Below are 18806 nucleotides of genomic sequence, written 5' to 3' on the forward strand. Positions count from 1 at the left end.
TCGGTGACGTCCGAGAGAGCGGGGCCGGTGACTCGCTCCGTCCCACCCGGCGTGGCGAAGCCGTCGTCGCTCACTGTACATCACCATGCCGTGGGGCATCGATCGGGGCCTCGTCCGGCGAACTGTGTCGTGTCACTACCAGTCGTTCGCACTACGTGCTTGTAATGTCACCGGTTACCGGGGTCCGCTGTCGCTCGAGGGACGCTGCTCGTCGAAAAGTGGGATTGAACGCCGACGCGACCAACGTAACGGTCGATCGTCACCACGAAGCAGTGAGACAGACTGAAACAGCGTTCAGGCAGTCGGGAGCGACGCGTCGAGTCGATCCACCGCGTCGTTCAGTGCCTCCTCGGTGTAGACTTTCAGAAGCTGGGCGCGGAACTCGGCGGAGGCCTGGATGTCGTCCATCATCATGAACTCCTCGAGATCTTCGTCTGCGACCGCTGCGACGTCTTCGAAGGAGACGTCGTCGAGGCTCTCGCCGACGAGCCCGTCTTCGACCGGCTCGAGGCGAACGCCGTGGTCCATGATACCGTTGGCGGCGACGCGAGCGGACTCGATTCGTCCGTCGTCGACCTCGAGAGAAACAGCGACCCCGACCAGGGCGTAGCCGGAGGACGGGCTCGGTTTCTTGACGTACGCACCGGTGGTGGTCGCGTTCTCGGATCGAGGGAACTCGAGACCGGTCAAGATCTCGTCCTCGCCGAGTTCCGTCGCGTACATCCCGAGGAAGAAGTCGTCGACGTCGATCCGTCGCTCTCCGTCGGGACCCTGGACGACGACCGTCGCGTCGGCGGCGAGTACGGCCGCCGGTAGGTCCGAGGCCGGGTCGCCGTGTGCGACGTTCCCGCCGATCGTCCCGCGGTTTCGAACCTGAATATCGCCCACTTCGTGGGCGGCCTCTGCGAGAACCGGCAGTTCGTCCCAGAGCTCGTCGTCGTCGGCGATCGTCGCGTAGGTGGTGAGCGCGCCGACCGAGACGGTGTCGTCGTCCCACTCGATACCGGTCAGTTCGTCGATCTCGCCGATATCGACGAGCGTGCCGGGGTTGGCGAGTCCCGACTTCATCATCGGAATGAGACTGTGTCCACCCGAGATGATCTTCGCCTCTGGATCACCACTCAACAGCTCGAGTGCGTGGTCGACGGTTTCGGCCCGCTCGTAGTCGAATTCGGACGGGTACATCAGTCGTCACCCTCGGCGGTCGCCGTCGTACGCATTTTTTCGGCTGCCGACTCGACGGCTTTGACGATGTTCTGGTAGCCGGTACACCGACAGAGGTTCCCCTCGAGCGCTTCGCGGATCTCCTCTTCGTTCGGATCGGGGTTTCGCTCGAGCAGTTCCGAGGTCGTCATAATCATACCCGGCGTACAGTAGCCACACTGGAGCCCGTGTTCTTCCGAGAAACTCTCCTGGATCGGATGAAGCGAGTCACGGTCAGCGAAGTCTCCGACCGTCGTGACGTCGGAGCCATCGGCCTGTACCGCAAGAACGGTACACGATTTGACGGCCTCGCCGTCGAGGTGGATCGTACAGGCACCGCACATACTGCTCTCACAGCCGACGTTCGGGCCGGTGTAGCCGAGTTGGTCGCGAAGCGCGTGCACCAGTAGCGTCCGCGAGTCGACCGTCATTTCGTGGTCTGTTCCGTTAACTGTGATCTCTATGTCGTGTTCTGTCATGCGTATTGCTCAGGTATTGGTCCCCGATTGTCTACGGTCTCGTGTCGACGCCACTTACAACAACCCTTTGATCCTATCGCGGAGCCCGGACGAGTCGTCGCTGACGTCCGAGAGGTTGCTCTCGATCTGGTTGAAAAACCGATTGATGACCCGCTTTGCAACCGGTGAGATCACGCGCTGTCCCATCTGTGCGACGCGGCCGAAGACGTCGGTTTCGGCCCACCACTCGACGGTCACACCGCCGTCCGTTTCGACGAGTGTCATACCGGAATCCATCTCGAAGGAGCTGTCCGAGGCACTCCCCGTCGCGGAGGCGTCCATCCGTGGGAACTCGCGACTGTCGATCGAGACGACCGTCTCGAAGCGGGGGTTGACTCCGCCGACGTTCATCTGGACCAGCGTTGCGTACCGTCCGCCCTCAACGAACGCGCGGTCGGCGACCTCTTCCGGGTCGGCCTCGGGAAGCGTCGGTGGATCGTCGTCCGTCGCCTCGGCTTCGAGTTCGTCGAAATCGGGTTCGCCTTCGATCTCGGTGAGGAACTTACACCCGGGGAGTGCGTTCTTGATCATGACTGGATCGGACAGTGCCAGCCACACTTCTTCGCTCGTTACGCCCTCGAGGGTAAATTCACCGTCAAATTCCATAGTTTACCTCGGCTATGTGGTACATCGCGTCTGTCATACTCTATGCCTTGAGCTAACAAACGCATCACCACATTAAAAAACCTTGCACCGAGCGCGACGGTTGAAATTTGTTATACTGTACCAAGGAGGACGGCCGTTCAGGTGGCGACCGGCCCAGCGACCCCCCCTAACGCTCACTCGAACAGGAGCGAACGTGGTGTCTCGCCGGCCATCGTCCGAAACTCCGACTCGGAGAGACCCTCGGATCGCAGCGTTTCGCCGAGGATCCGCAGGCTCTCGGGAGAGCTTGGGTTGACCTGCTGGCCGACGTCGCTCGAGAGGACACACCGATCGACGCCGATCTCACGGATGTTTTCGTAGAGTTCTTCGCTAGAGATCCAGCTGTATTTCGGGCTGAGTCCCATAAACGGGAAGTTCAGGTAGGCACCTCGCTCGGCGAGAGTTCGCTGTTGGTCTATCGAGAGATCGGTGACGCCGTAGTTGGGATGGTCGACGACGATTCGCTCGTGGCCCGCCTCGGCGAGATAGTCGACGATCGCAACCGTCTCCTCGTAGGAGAGGTGGCCGAGACAGAAGACCACGTCGTGAGCGATCACCTTGTCCAGACACAGCCGAACGTCGGCGGTCAGATCGCCGTCTTCCAGCGCCGAGATACCGTCTCGGTCCTCGTACTCGGCTCCGGCGTCGACGCCGAGGAAGGCACCGAGTGAGCCCGTCTGTTCGGCGTGGTGGCGTGCGTCGATCGTCGGTCCCCAGATCACGTCGGCGCCGTAAGCGATCGCCGATTCGACGGCGAACGGATTGAATCCGCCGTTACAGTAGTTGAGGACCACGCTTCCGATCACGTCGACCTCGAGTCCGTCGCGCTCGAGCAAGCGGTCGATGTACGGAACGCCGTAAGCCGTCGGGAGGTGGTGTTCTTTCAGGACGACGGCGTCCATGCCAGCGTTAGCGGCCTCGCGTGCGCACTCGTATCCGTCAGTGCGTCGGTCGAACGGGGACGGGCCGCAGTGGACGTGTATATCTATCAGTCCAGATACATCGATCGGATCTGTCATACGACGTCTCTGTCCCCAGCGACAATAAAAACAGGTGTCGACTCACCGGCCAGGCGAGCCCCGGCCGGCTCGGCGACGGCGAGACAGACGTCGGCGGTCTCCGTCCGTCAGCTCCCGTGGCCCGTAAACTCCTGCGGTCACGCCGGGACGTCGGGACAGCGGTCCGTATCAGACGGGTTCTCGTCAGTGCCGGCGCACTCGCGACCTGGACGGCGGGTGGCCGGTCCATCTGGACGCCAATCCGTATCAGTGCTCGTCCGAGACGTCACCGTCGTCTCCCGCCGGCTTCGTCTGTGTATCCCCGAGATACTGTGCCAGCCACCGGTCCGTCTCTTCGGCGAACGCAGCGGCTCGGTCCGTTTCGTCGGCTACCTGGTTGATACTCGCCTTGGCCGCCGCAGCGGCGCCGTCCTCGGCGTTCTGGATCGCCGCGGTCACGGTATCGACGGTTTCCTCGAGTTCCTCCGCGGGCACGACGCGATTGACGAGACCTAACGTCCGTGCGCGGTCGGCGTCGATCCGATCACCGAGGAGGACGATTTCCTTCGCCCCGGCTTCCCCGACGAGTTCGACCAGTCGATACGTTACCCCGCCGCCGGGGATCTGGCCGATACGGGTCGTCGGAACGCCGAACTCGGCCGTCTCCGACGCGATTCGAAGATCACAGTACATCGCGAGCGTCAGTCCACCACCCAGACAGTAGCCGTCGATCCGCGCGATCGTCGGCGGGCGGACCGATCGCGCCTTCTTCACCATCTCGTAGCTCTGGCGACTCCGGGGGCGGTGATAGCGTTCGTCCGCAGTTTCGTACTCGGAGACGTCCGCACCGCTCGAGAATGCCCGGTCTCCGGCTCCAGTCAGCACGATCGCGTCGATCTCGGGGCGCAACGCCAGTTCGTCGAACGCGCGACCGAGATCGTTGACGGCCGCGGTGTCGAGGGCGTTGAGGACGTCCGGCCGATCGATCGTCACCGTCGCGATGCCGTCGTCGACGGCGACCGAGAGCGAGCGGTACGGACCGAGATCGCTCACGACTCCTCACCCGAATTCCGGTCAGCGGAGCGATCGACGGAGCCGATCACGCGATCGGCGGCGAGCGATTCGATCTCCTCGTCGTCGTACCCGCGTTCGGCGAGCAACTCCCGGGTGTCCTCGCCGAGCACCGGCGCGTGATCGTCGAAGCCGCTCTCGAGGCGGTCGAATCTGAGCGGGTGTTCGACGACCGGGACGTCGCCTGCGGTTGGATGATCGACTTCGGTCAACAGCCCGCGGGCCTCGACGTGTTCGTTCTCGAGTGCGTCGGCGACGTCGTTGATGGGACCCACTGGAAGGCCGTGCTCGTCGGACAGCAGCGAGACCCACTCCTCGACCGGGCGTTCCCGGAACGTCGCCTCGAGTTCGGCCTCGAGTTCGTCCATGTGGTCGACCCGGTCCGGGTTCGTTTCGAAGCGGTCGTCCGTCGCCAGGTCGGCGCGGTCGATCGCCGCACAGAACTCGGTCCAGAGTTTCTGGCTGCCGATCCCGACGGCGAGATAGCCGTCGGCGGCCTCGAAAACCTGGTACGGAGCGATGACCGGATCTCGAGATCCCATTCGTTCGGGGGATTCGCCAGCGAAGACGGCGCCCGCGTGTTTCGTGAGATACGGGAGGATCGCGTCGTACATCGCGAGTTCGATTCGGTCACCCTCGCCGGATCGTTCTCGTTCGTAGAGCCCGGCGAGAACGCCCTGTGCGACCCAGCTTCCGGTGACGAGATCGGACACCGGGACGCCGGCTTTCACCGGGGGCCGGTCGGGTTCACCGGTTACGGACATGAGCCCCGACATCCCCTGGATGAGGAGGTCGTACCCCGGTCGGTCCGTCCACGGTCCGTCCTCGCCGAACGCCGACACGGAGCAATAGAGGAGACTCTCGTTGACCTCGGCCAGCGACTCGTAATCGATTCCGAGCCGTTCGGCCGTTCCGGGACGGAAGTTCTCGACGAAGGCGTCGGCGTCCGCGACGAGCTCTCGGAGGATCGAGAGGCCCTCGTCGCTTTTCAGGTCCAGTTCGATGCTTCGCTTGCCGTAGTTCACCGACATGAAGTACGGCGATTCGCCGTCGATGAACGGGGGGCCGGCCGACCGGGCCGGGTCTCCGGCCTCCGGTCGTTCGACTTTGATTACTTCGGCGCCGAGATTCGCGAGAATCATCGTGCCGAACGATGCACTGACGTACGACGAGACGTCGATAACGGTGACGTCGTCGAGCGGTTTGCGTATCATCGTTTATTGGGTACGTGGAGGGACGGAGGCCGTTCTCAGGCCGCGTTCCGTCTGGCCTCGAGTTGGTTCTTGATCAGCGGACCGACCAGGACGAGCACCGTCAGCGCGAGCAGCAGTATCGACAGCGGGCGCTCGAGGAAAACCGGGAACCCGCCGAGTTCGATCGTCCGGTAGAGGTTCTCCTCGGCGATCGGGCCGAGGACGATACCGAGGACGAACGCGATGATCGAGTAGTTGTGCTTGACCATGTAGTAGCCGAGCACACCGAAGGCGACGACGAACGCGAGGTCGAGCCAGTTGTTCCGGATCGCAAACGAGCCGGTCACCGCGAGACAGATGACGAGTGGAATAATGTAGTCGGTGTTGATCCGGGTAAACCAGTGGCCGGTTCGGGTGACGATCAGGAGTCCGAACAGGAAGATGAAGACGTTCCCGACGATCAGTGCGATAAACGTCGCGTACGTAATGTGGAGTTCGGCTCCGAACAGCTCCGGACTCGGACGAATGCCGTGCATCAAGAGGCCGCCGAGCAAAATTGCCGTCGCACCGCTACCCGGAATTCCGAACGAGAGCGTCGGAATGAGCGAGCCCGCGACGGTGCCGTTGTTGGCAGCCTCCGACGCGATGACGCCTTTTGGATTTCCTTCGCCGTAGGTGTCGTCGCTATCGCTTCTGACCGCTTCGCCGTAGGAGATGAAGTTCGAGACCGATGCACCGGACCCGGGGACGGCACCGATTCCGAGCCCGATAAACGCCGATCTGATCGTCGAAATGGGATTTTTGATGACTTCCCAGAATCCGGAGGCGATGCTCCCACTAAGTTCGACGTCCTCTTTGACGATACCGCCTTGTTCGGCTGCCAGGCGCATCATCTCGCCAATCGCGAAGACGCCGATAAGTGCGACGACGAACGAGATACCGTCCTGAAGCTCGAGGATGCCGAACGTGTACCGTTGCTCGAAGGTCATCACGGGGATACCGACGGACGTGAGCAACAGTCCGAACGCGCCTGCGGTGATCCCCTTGACCATCGATCCGCGGGTCACCACCGTGATCAACACGAGACCGAACATGGCGATGAGGAAGTACTCGGGCGATCCGAACATGAGGACGAACTCGATTAGCAGTGGGGAAAGCAGGATAATCGTGACGATCGTCAACATGCCGCCGAGTGCCGATGCGGTCGCGGAGACGGCCAGTGCCTTTCGTGCTTGGCCGAGGCGGGTCATCGGATAGCCGTCGAAGGTCGTTGCCGCTGCGGCCGCGTTGCCGGGCGTGTTGATGAGGATCGCGGCGATACTCCCGCCGTACATCGCACCGCTGTAGATACTGATCAGGAGGATAATCGCGGTGATCCCATCGAGAGGCACCGTCAATGGAAGCACGACCGCCATCCCCAGGTTCGGGCCGACACCCGGGAGGGCGCCGACGAAGATGCCGAACAACATCCCCACCGCCAGCCAGAGTATCGCCGGCCACGAGAAGACAAGATCGATCGCGTGGAAGAGACTATCGATCATGGCTTAGAAGAGTGTGACCACGAATCCCTCGTGGAGGTCGACGTTCAGTATCACCATGAACGCGTAGACGATGGCGAACGCGATGACTGACAGTGCGAGGCGGGCGGGCCAGGACAGGCGAAACCACGTCGTGTATCCGAGGACGAAAAGCGGCGTCACCCAGAGGAGTCCAACGGCGTACGCACCGGCGACGTACGCGATGAGCGACGCGACGGTAAACGTCGTGGCCCCGATCGGCCTCCCGCGAGAGGCGTCGGTATCCGTATCCGTATCCTGTCCGTCCTCTTCCTCGACGTCGTCGCCGTAGTCGCTTAGCATGTCGGTCGATTCGGCGACGTATTCGTAAAGCGGACTCGGCAAGTACTCCCTGGTCAACAGTAAGACGACGCCGACGATCGTGATCGTCGCAGTAAACCGCGGGAACATCGCTGCGCTATCGGAGAAATCGTACGACCCGATCAGCATGTACGAGGCGACCGCGAGCATGGCGGCGAGCATCACGTGCTCGGACGTCAGGTCGGTTCGAAAGACACCGGATTTGTCGGTACTCATTGGATTTGTATGAACTGTGTGAAAGTCGTTGGTGACCGAAAGAGTCGACGCTAACCGCTCTCAGTTCCTGAACTCGTCGAGATCGATCTCGTCGCGAATGTTCCCAATCGACTCCGAGGTGAGGTCCTCGACGAACTCCGACCCACCCATAAACTCGAGGTGGAGACCGCCTTCGTCGGCCCACCCCTGAAGGTCGTCGCTCTCGATCGCTTCTTCGGCTGCATCCTCGAGCCACTCGATGTGCTCGTCGGGCGTCTCCGGCGGCGCGTAGGTCGCTCTGACCATCCCACCCAGGTAGCCGAGGTCCGGGTAGCCAAGATCGGTGAGGCTAGGAACGTCGGGGAACGCTGAGAGTTCGTGGTCGACCAGGCCGGTGACGACGTCGACTTGCTCGGACATGTCCTCCGCCGTCGAGACGGTGACGATACCGTTCGGAATCTCGCCGCTGGCGACTGCCTGTCCGACCTCACCGGAGCCGTCGTAGGGGATGTAGTTCTCCCACTGGACGTCGTAATCCGCGTTGTCTCTGAGGATCGTGGCGATGATGTTGAACTGGGTCCCCGGCTGCATCCCACCGAATGCATCGAACTCGCCGTCCGCGTAGCGGTCGACCATCTCGTCGAAGTCGCCGATCTCTTCGTCCGGGTTGCCGACGATGACGAACTCCTCTTCGGCGTGTGCGGCGACGCCCCGGAACTCCTCGAAGTCGAAGTCGACGTCCTGGATCAGCGCGGGAATGATGTCGCCGGGTGCGTTAAACGGTGCGATCGTGTGACCGCCCGAGTCCGAGGCCGCGAACTCGCTTGCCCCAGTCATTCCACCGGCACCGGGGACGTTGTCGAACTGGACGGAAACGTCCCGCTGTTCGGATACCTGCCCCCAGATCTGTCTGGCGTAGATGTCGGTACCGCCACCCTCTCCGAACGCGATGAGCGTCCGGATGGTGTCGGAAGGGAACTCCTCGGCCTCGTCCTCGTCGTCGGAGTCACCCATGCAGCCAGCCAGTCCGACCGCGACCCCACTTCCAGCGATCGAGAGCGCCTGGCGGCGAGTAATTGCACCACTATCGTTCCGGATATTGCTAACTCCCCTCATGGACTATCAGTGTCGAGGAGTAACAACTACATAAAACTTCCGCTATATGGAGGTGGTCGGGTACACCGACGAAGACAGCCACCCCTCGTCGGTCGTCGAATCGAACGATTACCCTCTCGAGGCAGATCGACGAGAGTCAGAAGACTGCGGTACGTCATCGACAGTGCAGCCGCGGGCACTCCTGCGATAGCACCGGTAAATCGTTACAGCAATCCGTATCAGTGCTCGATTCGGTACTCCTCGAGGACATCCCTGTCGAGTTCGATACCCAAGCCGGGTCGGTCCGGCGGGGAGATTTCACCGCCGTCGGCGACGGACAGTTCGTCCTGGTTCGCGACGAACGGGCTCGCGATAAACTCACCCGGATCGTCGATGTCGTCGCTCAACACGCAGAATTCGATGAGCGAACAGGCTGGACTGGCCGCGGCGAGGTGTAAGCTCGCGGTGTAGTTGACCGCGGGACCGAACGCGTGGGGGACGATGCGTTTGTTGAACGCTTCGGCGAGCACGGCGACGCGATGTGCCGCCGTGATGCCCCCGACGTTGTCCAGAGATGGCTGGTAGATGTCGAGTGCGCCCGCCTGGAGCATCTCGACGGCCGAGTAGTGGGGAGTGTGAGTCTGAAACCCTGCCAGCGGAGTCGGTGCCTGCCGGCGAAACTCGGCGTAGCCTTCGGTATCGGTGTGTGCGATCGGCTCCTCGAACCAGACGAGATCGTGTTCTTCGACCGCGTTCGCGAGTCGGAGGGCGTCGGTAAAGTCGTAGGAGGTGTTCGCGTCGATCGCGAGCCGGAACCCGTCCGGTAGATTCGACGCGATCGTCTCGATCCGCTCCCGATCTCGTTCGACGCCCAACCCGGCCGTTATCTTGAGCGACTCGAACCCCTTCTCGGCGAGCCAGTGAGCATCCTCGACCAGTTCGTCCGCTTCTTTCTGGATCGGGAACGTCGCGTACGCGCTGAGATCACCGTGGTAGCCACCGAGAAGTTCGTAGACCGGCAGCCCGGCCCGTTTGCCGGCGATATCCCACAGCGCTTCGTCGATCGCGGAGAGCGCTTTGTACGCCCCGGACCGTTTCACGTGGACGTACAGTTCCGACCACCGTTCGCTAATTTCGCGTGGATCCGTTCCGACGAGATACTGCTCGAGCGACTCGATCTCGTGGGCGAGGACGACGTTGTCCTCGACGCGCTGTCTGTGAAACGACTCCCCGTAGCCGGTGACGTCTTCGTCCGTGTGGACTTCGACGAGAACCGAGCCGACCTCGACCGCTCCGATCGACGGGATCGACGTCGAATCGACATCGCTCTTGAGTACGTGCGTCTCTATCGCTGTAATCTCCATCGCGGTTGTAATTGTCCCAGGGGTATTTTATTATTTCCCCCTCGAGCAAGAGGAGTCACCCGACCGCGACGTTCGGCAGGGGGCGGACGGAGACGTGTTCACCGACGTTCGTCACGGCGAAACCCTAGTCGGACGGGCTATCCGGTGTACTCGCGATCCTGCGGAGCAACCGAGTCGTGGTTCCGTCGGCACGTGGGTACGGGAGATCGATCAGGCTTGGCCCTCACGCTCGTGTTCCTCGAGTTTCGTTCGTTTGATCTTGCCGGTGACGGTGGTCGGCACCTCGTCGATGAACGTGATCTCTCGAGGATACTCGTACTTCGCGAGGTTGGTCTTGACGTGTGATCGAACCACTTCTTTGAGCTGGTCGTCGTCGGCCACCCCTTCGCTTGGTTCGATATACGCCTTGATGATCTCGCCGCGGCCGTCGTCTTCGACGCCGATGATTCCGACCTCACGCACCTGGTCGAGTTCGCGGATCGAATCCTCGACTTCCGCTGGCCCGACGCGGTAGCCGTTCGTGATGATGAGATCGTCGGCTCGAGATTTGAACCAGAGCTGTCCGTCTTCGTCGCAGTAGCCCAGGTCGTCGGTGTTCATCCACTCCCCGTCGGCGACGAACTTTCGTTCGGTGGCTTCGTCGTCGTTCCAGAGTTCGACGAGCATCGTCGGATCGGGGGATTTCAGGCCGATGATACCCGTCTCACCGGTCTCACACTCGGTCCCGTCTTCGTCGATGATTCGGACGTCGTGTCCGGGTGCGGGGTAGCCGAGACTTCCCGGATCGGCATCGAACCACTGCGAACACGAGGTTACGAGATGCATGGCCTCGGTTTGGCCGTACATCTCGTTTAGGTTCGCCCCCAACGTCTCCGTGACGTACTCGTGGAGCTGTTCGGAGACCGGTTCGGAGCCGGACATCACGACCTGCAACGCGTCGAGGTCGTACTGTGAGGCGTCGAGTTGGGACATCGGCTTGAGCATCCCCGGAACCAACACCGCGCGGGTCGGACCGTACCGGTCGATGTTCTCGAAGACCGTCTTCGGGTCGAATCCGGTCCGAGAGTCGTACCGGAACGCGGGGAACCCGTAGTGCCAGGAGCCAAGCACGAGGTTGATCCCACCGATCCACGCGAGGTCGGGGGTCGCGTACAGAAGCGGATCGCTGTCGTGCCAGGGCAACTCGAAACACATCTGAAAGCTCGGCAGCCAGCCGAGAAGCGACTGGTGGTCCTGGACGACGCCTTTCGGCCTGCCGGTCGTCCCGCTCGTATAGAGGATGAGCGCGGGATCGTCGGCCGCAGTCTCGACGGACTCGTAGCTCGTCTCGCCGTCCATCTCGTCGAAATCGGCCGTCTCGATGCCTTCGATATGTGACGTCGTCCCACCCATCTCGACGACGCACTCGACGGTGTCGATCGATTCCAGTGCGTCCGCGAGCGTCTCCGAGAGATCCTGATCCACGAAGACCGCACTCGCATCACAGTCGCTGAGCCGAAACTCGAGTGCGTCCGCACCGTACAGCGTCGAAAGCGGGACGCTGACCGCACCCAGTTTCCAGGCAGCGAGGTGAGCGAGCATCACCCGATCGCTTCGCGCACCGACGATAGCGATCCTGTCTCCCTGTCCGACACCGCGTGTCTCGAGGGCGTTCGCCAGGCGGTTCGATTCACGCTCGAGTTGCCAGAACGTGTACGTCTCCTCGCCTTCGTCCTCTATTCGCTGGAACAGAGCGACCTGTCCGCGTTTTTCGGCGTGGCGGGTGACGACGTCGGTCGCGATATTGAACGTCTCCGGAATATCCCACTCGAAGTTCGCACGCGCCTCTTCGTAACTATCGTACTGTCCAAGGTTGGGAACCGGTTCAGATTCCCAGTCGATCGAGATCGATCCGAACTGCGTGTTTCCAGATGACATGTGTCTACCTCTCAATTACGTACGCATTTTCGCGCCTTCTGATAAAGATTTCCGGTTTTGCTCTCGGCCACTCGATCGTCCGGACGCCGGTCGTGCTGTGTGCTATTCACAATCTATATTAACGAACTGGGTGAATTGAGACCGTATGGACGAACGCGATTATTCAGCAGAGCGGATCGAGCGTCTACTCGATCCCCAGTCGATCGCCATCGCCGGCGCGTCAGCCGACGAAAACAAACGCGGGTACATCGCGACCAAACGTCTGGTAGAATCCGAGTACGACGGAGAGGTATACCCGGTCAACCCCTCCTACGAGGGCGAGATTCTCGGGACCGAGGTGCACCCGTCGGTCTCGTCGATCCCCGACCGCGTCGACCTCGTCTACGTCGTGACTCCCGCCGGAGCCGTGCCGACGGTTCTCGAGGACGCTGGCGAGGCCGACGTCGCCGGAGCGGTGATTTTCTCGGCCGGATTCAGCGAGGTCGGCAACGAGGAGACCGAAGAGGAACTCATCCGGATCGCCAACGAACACGACATTCGCTTCCTCGGGCCGAACGTCATGGGGATGGTAAACGTGCCGAGTGACATCTGTCTGGGGATCGACGCGAGCTACGGGGAGGGCGGCCTCTCGGTGATTTCCCAGAGCGGAAACCTCGGGATGAATCTGGGCGTGGCGACGAACAAAGCACACAGTACCGGCCTCAGTCACTTCGTCTCGATCGGCAACGAGGCGGATCTGAAGTTCCACGAGCTGTTGCCGTATTTCGCGGCCGACGACTCGACCGAAGCGCTCGTCCTCTACGTCGAAGGGATGTCCGAGGGACGAGCGTTTCTGGAGGAAGCGCGGCGATTCACCCAGGAGAAACCACTCATCCTCCTGAAAGGGGGGCGGACCGGTGCCGGAAAGTCCTCCGCGGAGTCTCATACGGCCTCGCTGGCCGGGGACGCCGACGTGGTGGCGGACGTCTACTCGCAGGCCGGCGTCGTCACCGTCGACAGCTTCGACGACGTCGTTCCGGTCTACCAGGCGCTAACCGATGCACCGACGCTGTCCGGACGAAATATCGCGATCATGACCGAAGCGGGCGGAGTCGCGACGATTACCGCCGACTCGCTCGTCGAACACGGCATGAACGTTCCCGAGTTGACCGAGGAAACCCAGGAGAAACTCGCCGAGTTGTTCCCTTACTCGCCGAACCTCGAGAACCCGATCGACACGATGGTAACCGGGGACACGGCGTCGCTACACGGAGAGGCAGCGGAGATACTGCTCTCGGATCCGAACATCGACGGGCTGATGATCTGTGGCGGCTACGGCGGCTACGGCGTCGGCGGAACCGGGATCGAACTCCCGATGGACGACGCCTCCGCCCAGGCTCAGATCGAGTCGGCCCGCCGGATCACCGAGTTGCCCTCGGAGTACGACAAGCCGGTCGTCATCAAGAGCACCTTCACCCCCGAGGAGTCGGAGGCACTTGCGATCTGTCGCGACGGCAACGTTCCCGTCTACGACTCGTTCAGGGACGCATCGCTCGCGTTCCAGTCGCTGGCGGAGTACAGCGAGGCCGTCGAGTCGGCGGACGAACGAAGCGATTTCAACGCCGGATCGGGCGCTGACGGTCTCGAGACACTCGAGGAAGCGGCAGACGGCACCGTACTCGCCGAACACGAGGCGAAAGGGGTACTCGAGGAGTACGACATTCCCGTCGCCCCCTACGAACTGGTCTCCTCCGCCGAGGAGGCCGTCGAAGCCGCAAACCGGTTCGACGAGGAGCTCGCGATGAAGATCGTCTCCCCACAGATCCAGCACAAAACCGAAGCTGGCGGCGTCGCGCTCGGCGTCTCCGGCGAATCGGACGTCCGCGACACCTACGAGGAACTGGTGGCCAACGCAGAGGCCTACGATTCCGAGGCGACGATCGACGGCGTGTTGATCTCACCGATGCTCGAGGAGGGCGTCGAGGTGATCATCGGCGCCATACAGGACGAAGAGGTCGGGCCGGTCGTCATGTTCGGAGTCGGCGGCATCTTCGTCGAAGTTCTCGAGGACGTCACGTTCGGTGGCGTTCCGCTGACCGAACACGACGCCCGCCGGATGATCGAGGGAATCGACGGCAAGGAGATCCTCGAGGGCGCGAGAGACAACCCGGAGATCGACGAGGACGCACTCGTCGACCTGCTCGTCGACGTCTCGGAACTGGTCGCCGAGAACCCACGAATTTCGGAACTGGACCTCAACCCGGTCTTCTGTTACGAGGACAGTCTGTCGGTGATCGACGCGTCGATCACCCTGTAACGGCGCACCGACCGTTTTCCGCGATCGTCGGATTCGAAGTAACTGTGTTCCTCGATGCGGTATTCAACCCTGTACTGGAGTGCCAGTGCCGTATGGCGTTTTCAATAGAGCAGTTCGAACTAGCTCGCAAACACTTTGAGCGTCCTGAGTTCCTCGTCTATGTCAAAGAAGTCGTGTTCGACCCCTCCTTCGACGTAGATCACGTCTCCGGGGCTCACCTGACTCGTTTCGTCTCCAACCCTCATTTTTCCTGATCCAGCAGTGATATAATAAAATTCGTCTTCCGTATGTGTCTGGGCGTCTGTTTCCTCTGCTTTTTCGGCTCGATACCGACTCTGTTCGATTACCATCGCATCCTCATCGAACACTGTGGTGACGTCGCTGTCCTGGTTTTCCTGTCGTTCTGCCAAATCCTCTGCGGTAATATGTTTCATACCGTTAGCACTTCGCTCTGATCACATATAAACCCAATGTCGGCATTAGACGATACGTTCGGGCGTTCGATTTCGGTCATAGACACCCTGAAGTCGAGCGCCTCATCCTCTAACTTAACGCGATCGCATCAGAGATCTGCGGGCAGAGAATCTCTGAGACCTTGACAGGGGTATTCACGCTGCCGTTCCTCCTCCCCTCTTATACTGACTGTTATAAGTCCTTACCGGGGCAACCGCGCCTCGCCTTGCGGTTGCCCCGGTAAATAGTTACAGCAATCCGTATGAGACCTTTTGTATGACACGCATAGTTGATCCGTGGTCGGTGCTCCTACACCGATCCCACCGAAGATAGAGTCTTCGGGACTTTTCGCGTTCTATACGTTCTAAAGTGGTGTTTTCGATGCTCGAGGGTAAAGGGCTCAACCGGATAGAACCGGATTCCTCGAGCGACATAGGGCCATGTTTCGAGAGTGGTATCCGTTATCTCAATTCGTGATACTACATTTCAGCTAATTGGCCCAAACTGCAGCCCAATTCACGTTGGATTTGTCGAACCTACCATATCGACAGAGGGGTTTTTGCGGGGTTGCATAGGTTCGGTTCATCCGTGTGTCATAGAAACAATCACAGAGGGAGAGGCTTTTCACGATGGATCACACTCTATCGGTATGCCCGAACGAAATGTCCTTGGCGAGGAAATTGCCACCTGTAGTACTGATCCGAGGACTGGCTTCGACCGCGATGGCTGCTGTGGAACTCATCCCAACGATCGAGGTAGACACGAGCTTTGTGCAGTCATGACCGACGAATTCCTATCTTTCAGTAGAGAACAGGGCAACGACCTTGTGACGCCGCGTCCGGAGTTGGAGTTTCCCGGGCTTGATCCTGGTGATCGCTGGTGTCTCTGTCTCGGACGGTGGATCGAGGCACTTGAAGCCACACAAGCCAAACGTCTCCCGGAGACCACGGTCCCACCCGTAGTTCTCGAAGCAACCAATGAGGCAGTGTTGGATTCCGTGGATCTGGAGACGCTCGAAAGCCACTCCTACGACGTCTGAGCGCCCAACGGACATGAGATCGTGCGATTATCCTTGGTAACTTCGACTGCTCCCGCTTCGGATTTCCTCCTTACTGGTGTGATGACCGTTCTACGACACTCTTTATACTGAGTACCCTCCCAAGCGTCGACTGATGAGTCGAACCGATACCCGCCAACTGGTTCGACTCGTCAGTTCAGGCTTGGGAAGCCACTGAGTGAGACGTATTCTATGACAGGCTGAGAAGGTGAAAAGGGACGTCGTATCCGGACCCGTCAGGAACGGACGGACGTCAGTCGTCCGCGTCGCGAGTCCATCCCGACTCGGCGGCGGCCGATTCGGCCGGGTGGGGACGATCGTACTCCGTGAGGGCGACCATGACGCCCTCGAACGAAGATGGGTGGTAGAACACCTCGTGAAACCCCTCGAGTTCGACCTCGTCGACGGGGTCGACGCCGTTCGCCGCGAGTGATTCGCGCGCCTCGTCGACGTCGGCAACTTCGAACGACACCGCGTACAGCCCAGGGCCGTTTCGCTCGAGGAATCGCTGGACGGCCGAGCCGTCGTCGCCGGAGACGAACTCGACGCCGATGCGACTGGTTCGGTTTGCAATCGGCGCTGCCGGTGGATCGACGACCGCGCCGAACTCGAGTCCGAGCAGCTCGGTGAACTGACGCGTACTCGCCTCGAGGTCGGCCGTCGCGATGAGGACGCGGTCGAGGGAGACGACCTCGACGTCACTCATCGTCGAGTGTCTCCGCGAGCGCGAGCATCCGACTGTAGGTTTCGGTCTTTAGCTCCTCGGCGTCGACGTCCTCGCCGTAGTCGTAGTAGCCGGCACCGGTCTTCGGTCCGAGATCGTTCGCCTCCATCTTCTCGACGACGCTATCCGGGTTCTCGAACCGTTCCCCGAGCTCGTCCTCGAGGTACTCGTTGACGTAGTAGAGAATGTCGACGCCGCCGAGGTCGATGAACTCGATCAATCCGATCGCGGCCATCCGGAAGCCGACCCCGGTCCGAAGCGCGCGGTCGATCTCTTCGGGCGACGCCACGCCGTCCTCGTAGGCCCGGACCGCTTCGTTCATCGCAGCCGCCTGAATGCGCGAGCCGAGAAAGCCGGGACTGTCCGAACAGGTGACCGGCTCCTTGCCGACGGCCTCGAGGAGCGCGACCGTTCGATCGACCGCGTCGTCGTCGGTCCGTTCGTTGTGTGCGACCTCGACCAGCGGCACGATAAACGCCGGGTTGAGCCAGTGGGTGATCAGCAGTCGCTCGGGCGCGGGGGCGGCGTCCGCCAGTTCGTCGATGCTGATCGAGGAGGTCGTCGTCGCGACGACCGCGTCGCCGAGCGCGTCGGCCGACGAGGAGAGGAATTCTCGTTTGATCTCGGGATCCTCGGGGAGGGCCTCGAACACCCACTCTGCCGACTCGAGGGACGTCTCCGTCTCGCGAGTGACGGTGATCCGGTCGAGCACGTCGCTCGCGTCCCCATCGAAGTGACCGCGGGCTGCGAGAAACTCGAGGTTCGATCGGATCGTCTCGGAGACCGACTCGACTTTGTCCTCGAACTCAGAGTCCGTGCGCTCTTTCACGTCGAGGATGTGAACCGATCGCCCGTCCGTGGCGAACACTTGCGCGATACCGATACCCATTCGACCCGGTCCCACGACGACGATCGGCGGCTCCGAGTCCGTCATTGCTCGTCACCCTCCGCGAGGACCCGCTCGAACTCCCCACGCGAGAGATCGGCGAGGCCGAGTTGCTCGAGCGTTCGTCCCGTCTCGCTGTACTCCTCGTCCATGAGCGATTCCGCGATGTGGACGATGCTGTCGATCGTCGCCGTCTCGACGTCGAGGAACTCGCCGACGGAGGCCAACAACACCGTCGCGATGCTGATGTCCTCGTGGACGTACCGATCGTCGAGCGACGGTGGGTCTTCGCTGAAGGTGTCGGCGCTCATCAGCGCCTTGCGGGCATTTTCGCCGTAGAAGTGCCCACCGTCGGCCTCCCCCGGGCGGTAGTACTCGTCCTGGGTGAAGTGCGGTTCGTCGTATCCAAGCTCCTCTCGGATTCGAACGCGCTCCTCGTCGAGTGACATCAACGCGTTGTAGACGCCGTCACCGATCCCGTGGCGGTGGATGTTGAACGACTCGATCTCGTCGCTTTCGATCGCACCCGCGTTGAGTACCGTCGGCACGGCGTTGACACACGAGTTGCTGTTGTTCAACGCGCTGTCGAGTGCGTTTTCGGCCGGGATGGCCGACTCGTAGAGCCCTTCGACGACCGCGAGCGCCCGGTCGGTTTCGTCGCCGGGATAGGCACCGATCGGGAGCGCGACCGCGTCGAGGTTGATCGTCGACTCGGCGTCGTCGGACCGACGCGTCACGTACGGCAGCGTCGGCGTTTCGGCGACGGTGACGTTTTCCGGCGGGTCGTCGAGTTCGTCGATCGACTGCCGGAGGAGATACGAACCGAAGTTTCCGGGACAGAGCAACACGACTTGATCGTCCTCGAGAACCGGTGCGAGGTCGGAAAAGAGCCCCCGCTGTGCCGTCGTCGGGAGCGGGACTACGACCGCATCGGCTCCCGAGACTGCCTCGGCGAGATCCGTCGTTACCGTCGAGAGTGAGACGGTGGTCCGATCGTCCGCCGTTCGTCTCGTCCCCTCGTAACGAGGCGAAACTGCGAGCGTAACCGACTGCGAGTCGAGTACAGCCGCGTGATTATCCGGGGAGCGAACGTACCACTGAACCGTATGTCCTTGTTCGGCGAAGTCAGCAGCGGCGGCATACCCGCCGTTGCTGCCACCGATTACCGCTACAGTGTGCATAACCAGTCACACGTTAGAATCCAACATACGTAAATTGGATGGATCGTCACCTGCCCTGCGATAACGGACGTACGAACCGCATCCCCCAGGTAACGGTCGTACAATCCGCATCCCCCAGTTTGATGTGAGTACG

Annotated in this window: 17 protein-coding genes; 2 read left to right on the forward strand and 15 right to left on the reverse strand. The window is 61.4% G+C overall.

Features of this window, described 5'->3' with window-relative positions; translation table 11 throughout:
* Positions 1–294: 294 nt before the first annotated feature.
* From FYC77_RS07225 to FYC77_RS07275, 11 genes are all read right to left on the reverse strand, one after another.
* Positions 295–1185 (reverse strand): FAD binding domain-containing protein, encoded by an 891-nt coding sequence (locus FYC77_RS07225; RefSeq protein ID WP_149080837.1) that lies wholly within the window; start codon positions 1183–1185, stop codon positions 295–297.
* Entirely contained in the window at positions 1185–1682 is a 498-nt protein-coding gene (locus tag FYC77_RS07230) for a (2Fe-2S)-binding protein (RefSeq protein ID WP_149080838.1), read from the reverse strand. Before FYC77_RS07230 ends, FYC77_RS07225 begins: the two co-directional genes overlap by 1 nt.
* 54 nt (positions 1683–1736) lie before the next feature.
* Complete coding sequence (locus FYC77_RS07235; protein ID WP_149080839.1) at positions 1737–2327, reverse strand: CoxG family protein; 591 nt, start codon at positions 2325–2327, stop codon at positions 1737–1739.
* A gap of 173 nt (positions 2328–2500) precedes the next feature.
* Positions 2501–3385, reverse strand: a complete 885-nt coding sequence (locus FYC77_RS07240) for a DUF6282 family protein (protein WP_149080840.1) — start codon at positions 3383–3385, stop codon at positions 2501–2503.
* Positions 3386–3631: 246 nt separating this feature from the next.
* Positions 3632–4417, reverse strand: coding sequence for an enoyl-CoA hydratase/isomerase family protein (locus tag FYC77_RS07245; RefSeq protein ID WP_149080841.1), 786 nt, complete (start codon positions 4415–4417; stop codon positions 3632–3634).
* Complete coding sequence (locus FYC77_RS07250; protein WP_149080842.1) at positions 4414–5649, reverse strand: CaiB/BaiF CoA transferase family protein; 1236 nt, start codon at positions 5647–5649, stop codon at positions 4414–4416. Before FYC77_RS07250 ends, FYC77_RS07245 begins: the two co-directional genes overlap by 4 nt.
* 35 nt (positions 5650–5684) lie before the next feature.
* Positions 5685–7169, reverse strand: coding sequence for a tripartite tricarboxylate transporter permease (locus FYC77_RS07255; protein ID WP_149080843.1), 1485 nt, complete (start codon positions 7167–7169; stop codon positions 5685–5687).
* A gap of 3 nt (positions 7170–7172) precedes the next feature.
* Positions 7173–7721, reverse strand: a complete 549-nt coding sequence (locus FYC77_RS07260) for a tripartite tricarboxylate transporter TctB family protein (RefSeq protein WP_149080844.1) — start codon at positions 7719–7721, stop codon at positions 7173–7175.
* Positions 7722–7781: 60 nt separating this feature from the next.
* Entirely contained in the window at positions 7782–8816 is a 1035-nt protein-coding gene (locus FYC77_RS07265) for a Bug family tripartite tricarboxylate transporter substrate binding protein (RefSeq protein ID WP_149080845.1), read from the reverse strand.
* Between the two features lie 218 nt (positions 8817–9034).
* Positions 9035–10159, reverse strand: a complete 1125-nt coding sequence (locus tag FYC77_RS07270; RefSeq protein ID WP_149080846.1) for a mandelate racemase/muconate lactonizing enzyme family protein — start codon at positions 10157–10159, stop codon at positions 9035–9037.
* Positions 10160–10369: 210 nt separating this feature from the next.
* A complete protein-coding gene (locus FYC77_RS07275; protein ID WP_149080847.1) occupies positions 10370–12076 on the reverse strand; it encodes an acyl-CoA synthetase in 1707 nt (568 codons plus the stop codon).
* 145 nt (positions 12077–12221) lie between these two features.
* Between FYC77_RS07275 and FYC77_RS07280 the strand changes: the two genes are divergently transcribed.
* A complete protein-coding gene (locus FYC77_RS07280) occupies positions 12222–14372 on the forward strand; it encodes an acetate--CoA ligase family protein (RefSeq protein WP_149080848.1) in 2151 nt (716 codons plus the stop codon).
* Between the two features lie 119 nt (positions 14373–14491).
* On the opposite strand, the gene FYC77_RS07285 is transcribed toward FYC77_RS07280, so the two are convergent.
* Positions 14492–14806, reverse strand: a complete 315-nt coding sequence (locus FYC77_RS07285) for a cupin domain-containing protein (RefSeq protein ID WP_149080849.1) — start codon at positions 14804–14806, stop codon at positions 14492–14494.
* A gap of 668 nt (positions 14807–15474) precedes the next feature.
* Here FYC77_RS07285 and FYC77_RS07290 point away from each other — a divergent pair.
* On the forward strand, positions 15475–15864 hold the full coding sequence (locus FYC77_RS07290) for a DUF2237 family protein (RefSeq protein ID WP_149080850.1): 390 nt from the start codon (positions 15475–15477) through the stop codon (positions 15862–15864).
* A 271-nt stretch (positions 15865–16135) separates the two neighbouring features.
* On the opposite strand, the gene FYC77_RS07295 is transcribed toward FYC77_RS07290, so the two are convergent.
* From FYC77_RS07295 to FYC77_RS07305, 3 genes are read right to left on the reverse strand one after another with little or no spacing between them, the layout of a single operon-like run.
* The gene (locus FYC77_RS07295) at positions 16136–16588 is read right to left on the reverse strand and encodes a VOC family protein (protein WP_149080851.1); all 453 of its coding nucleotides are present in this window, start codon (positions 16586–16588) and stop codon (positions 16136–16138) included.
* A complete protein-coding gene (locus tag FYC77_RS07300) occupies positions 16581–17540 on the reverse strand; it encodes a 3-hydroxyacyl-CoA dehydrogenase family protein (protein WP_149080852.1) in 960 nt (319 codons plus the stop codon). Before FYC77_RS07300 ends, FYC77_RS07295 begins: the two co-directional genes overlap by 8 nt.
* A complete protein-coding gene (locus FYC77_RS07305; protein WP_149080853.1) occupies positions 17537–18673 on the reverse strand; it encodes an NAD/NADP octopine/nopaline dehydrogenase family protein in 1137 nt (378 codons plus the stop codon). The genes FYC77_RS07300 and FYC77_RS07305 overlap by 4 nt, the downstream gene beginning before the upstream one ends.
* Positions 18674–18806 lie beyond the last annotated feature (133 nt).

Source organism: Natrialba swarupiae (assembly GCF_008245225.1).
Taxonomy (GTDB): Archaea; Halobacteriota; Halobacteria; order Halobacteriales; family Natrialbaceae; genus Natrarchaeobius; species Natrarchaeobius swarupiae.

Excerpts from the sequence above, each read along its gene's own strand:
- FYC77_RS07225 (WP_149080837.1), bottom strand. The coding sequence starts at position 1,185 with ATGTACCCGTCCGAATTCGACTACGAGCGGGCCGAAACCGTCGACCAC.
- FYC77_RS07230 (WP_149080838.1), bottom strand. The coding sequence starts at position 1,682 with ATGACAGAACACGACATAGAGATCACAGTTAACGGAACAGACCACGAA.
- FYC77_RS07235 (WP_149080839.1), bottom strand. The coding sequence starts at position 2,327 with ATGGAATTTGACGGTGAATTTACCCTCGAGGGCGTAACGAGCGAAGAA.
- FYC77_RS07240 (WP_149080840.1), bottom strand. The coding sequence starts at position 3,385 with ATGACAGATCCGATCGATGTATCTGGACTGATAGATATACACGTCCAC.
- FYC77_RS07250 (WP_149080842.1), bottom strand. The coding sequence starts at position 5,649 with ATGATACGCAAACCGCTCGACGACGTCACCGTTATCGACGTCTCGTCG.
- FYC77_RS07255 (WP_149080843.1), bottom strand. The coding sequence starts at position 7,169 with ATGATCGATAGTCTCTTCCACGCGATCGATCTTGTCTTCTCGTGGCCG.
- FYC77_RS07260 (WP_149080844.1), bottom strand. The coding sequence starts at position 7,721 with ATGAGTACCGACAAATCCGGTGTCTTTCGAACCGACCTGACGTCCGAG.
- FYC77_RS07265 (WP_149080845.1), bottom strand. The coding sequence starts at position 8,816 with ATGAGGGGAGTTAGCAATATCCGGAACGATAGTGGTGCAATTACTCGC.
- FYC77_RS07270 (WP_149080846.1), bottom strand. The coding sequence starts at position 10,159 with ATGGAGATTACAGCGATAGAGACGCACGTACTCAAGAGCGATGTCGAT.
- FYC77_RS07275 (WP_149080847.1), bottom strand. The coding sequence starts at position 12,076 with ATGTCATCTGGAAACACGCAGTTCGGATCGATCTCGATCGACTGGGAA.
- FYC77_RS07280 (WP_149080848.1), top strand. The coding sequence starts at position 12,222 with ATGGACGAACGCGATTATTCAGCAGAGCGGATCGAGCGTCTACTCGAT.
- FYC77_RS07285 (WP_149080849.1), bottom strand. The coding sequence starts at position 14,806 with ATGAAACATATTACCGCAGAGGATTTGGCAGAACGACAGGAAAACCAG.
- FYC77_RS07290 (WP_149080850.1), top strand. The coding sequence starts at position 15,475 with ATGCCCGAACGAAATGTCCTTGGCGAGGAAATTGCCACCTGTAGTACT.
- FYC77_RS07295 (WP_149080851.1), bottom strand. The coding sequence starts at position 16,588 with ATGAGTGACGTCGAGGTCGTCTCCCTCGACCGCGTCCTCATCGCGACG.
- FYC77_RS07300 (WP_149080852.1), bottom strand. The coding sequence starts at position 17,540 with ATGACGGACTCGGAGCCGCCGATCGTCGTCGTGGGACCGGGTCGAATG.
- FYC77_RS07305 (WP_149080853.1), bottom strand. The coding sequence starts at position 18,673 with ATGCACACTGTAGCGGTAATCGGTGGCAGCAACGGCGGGTATGCCGCC.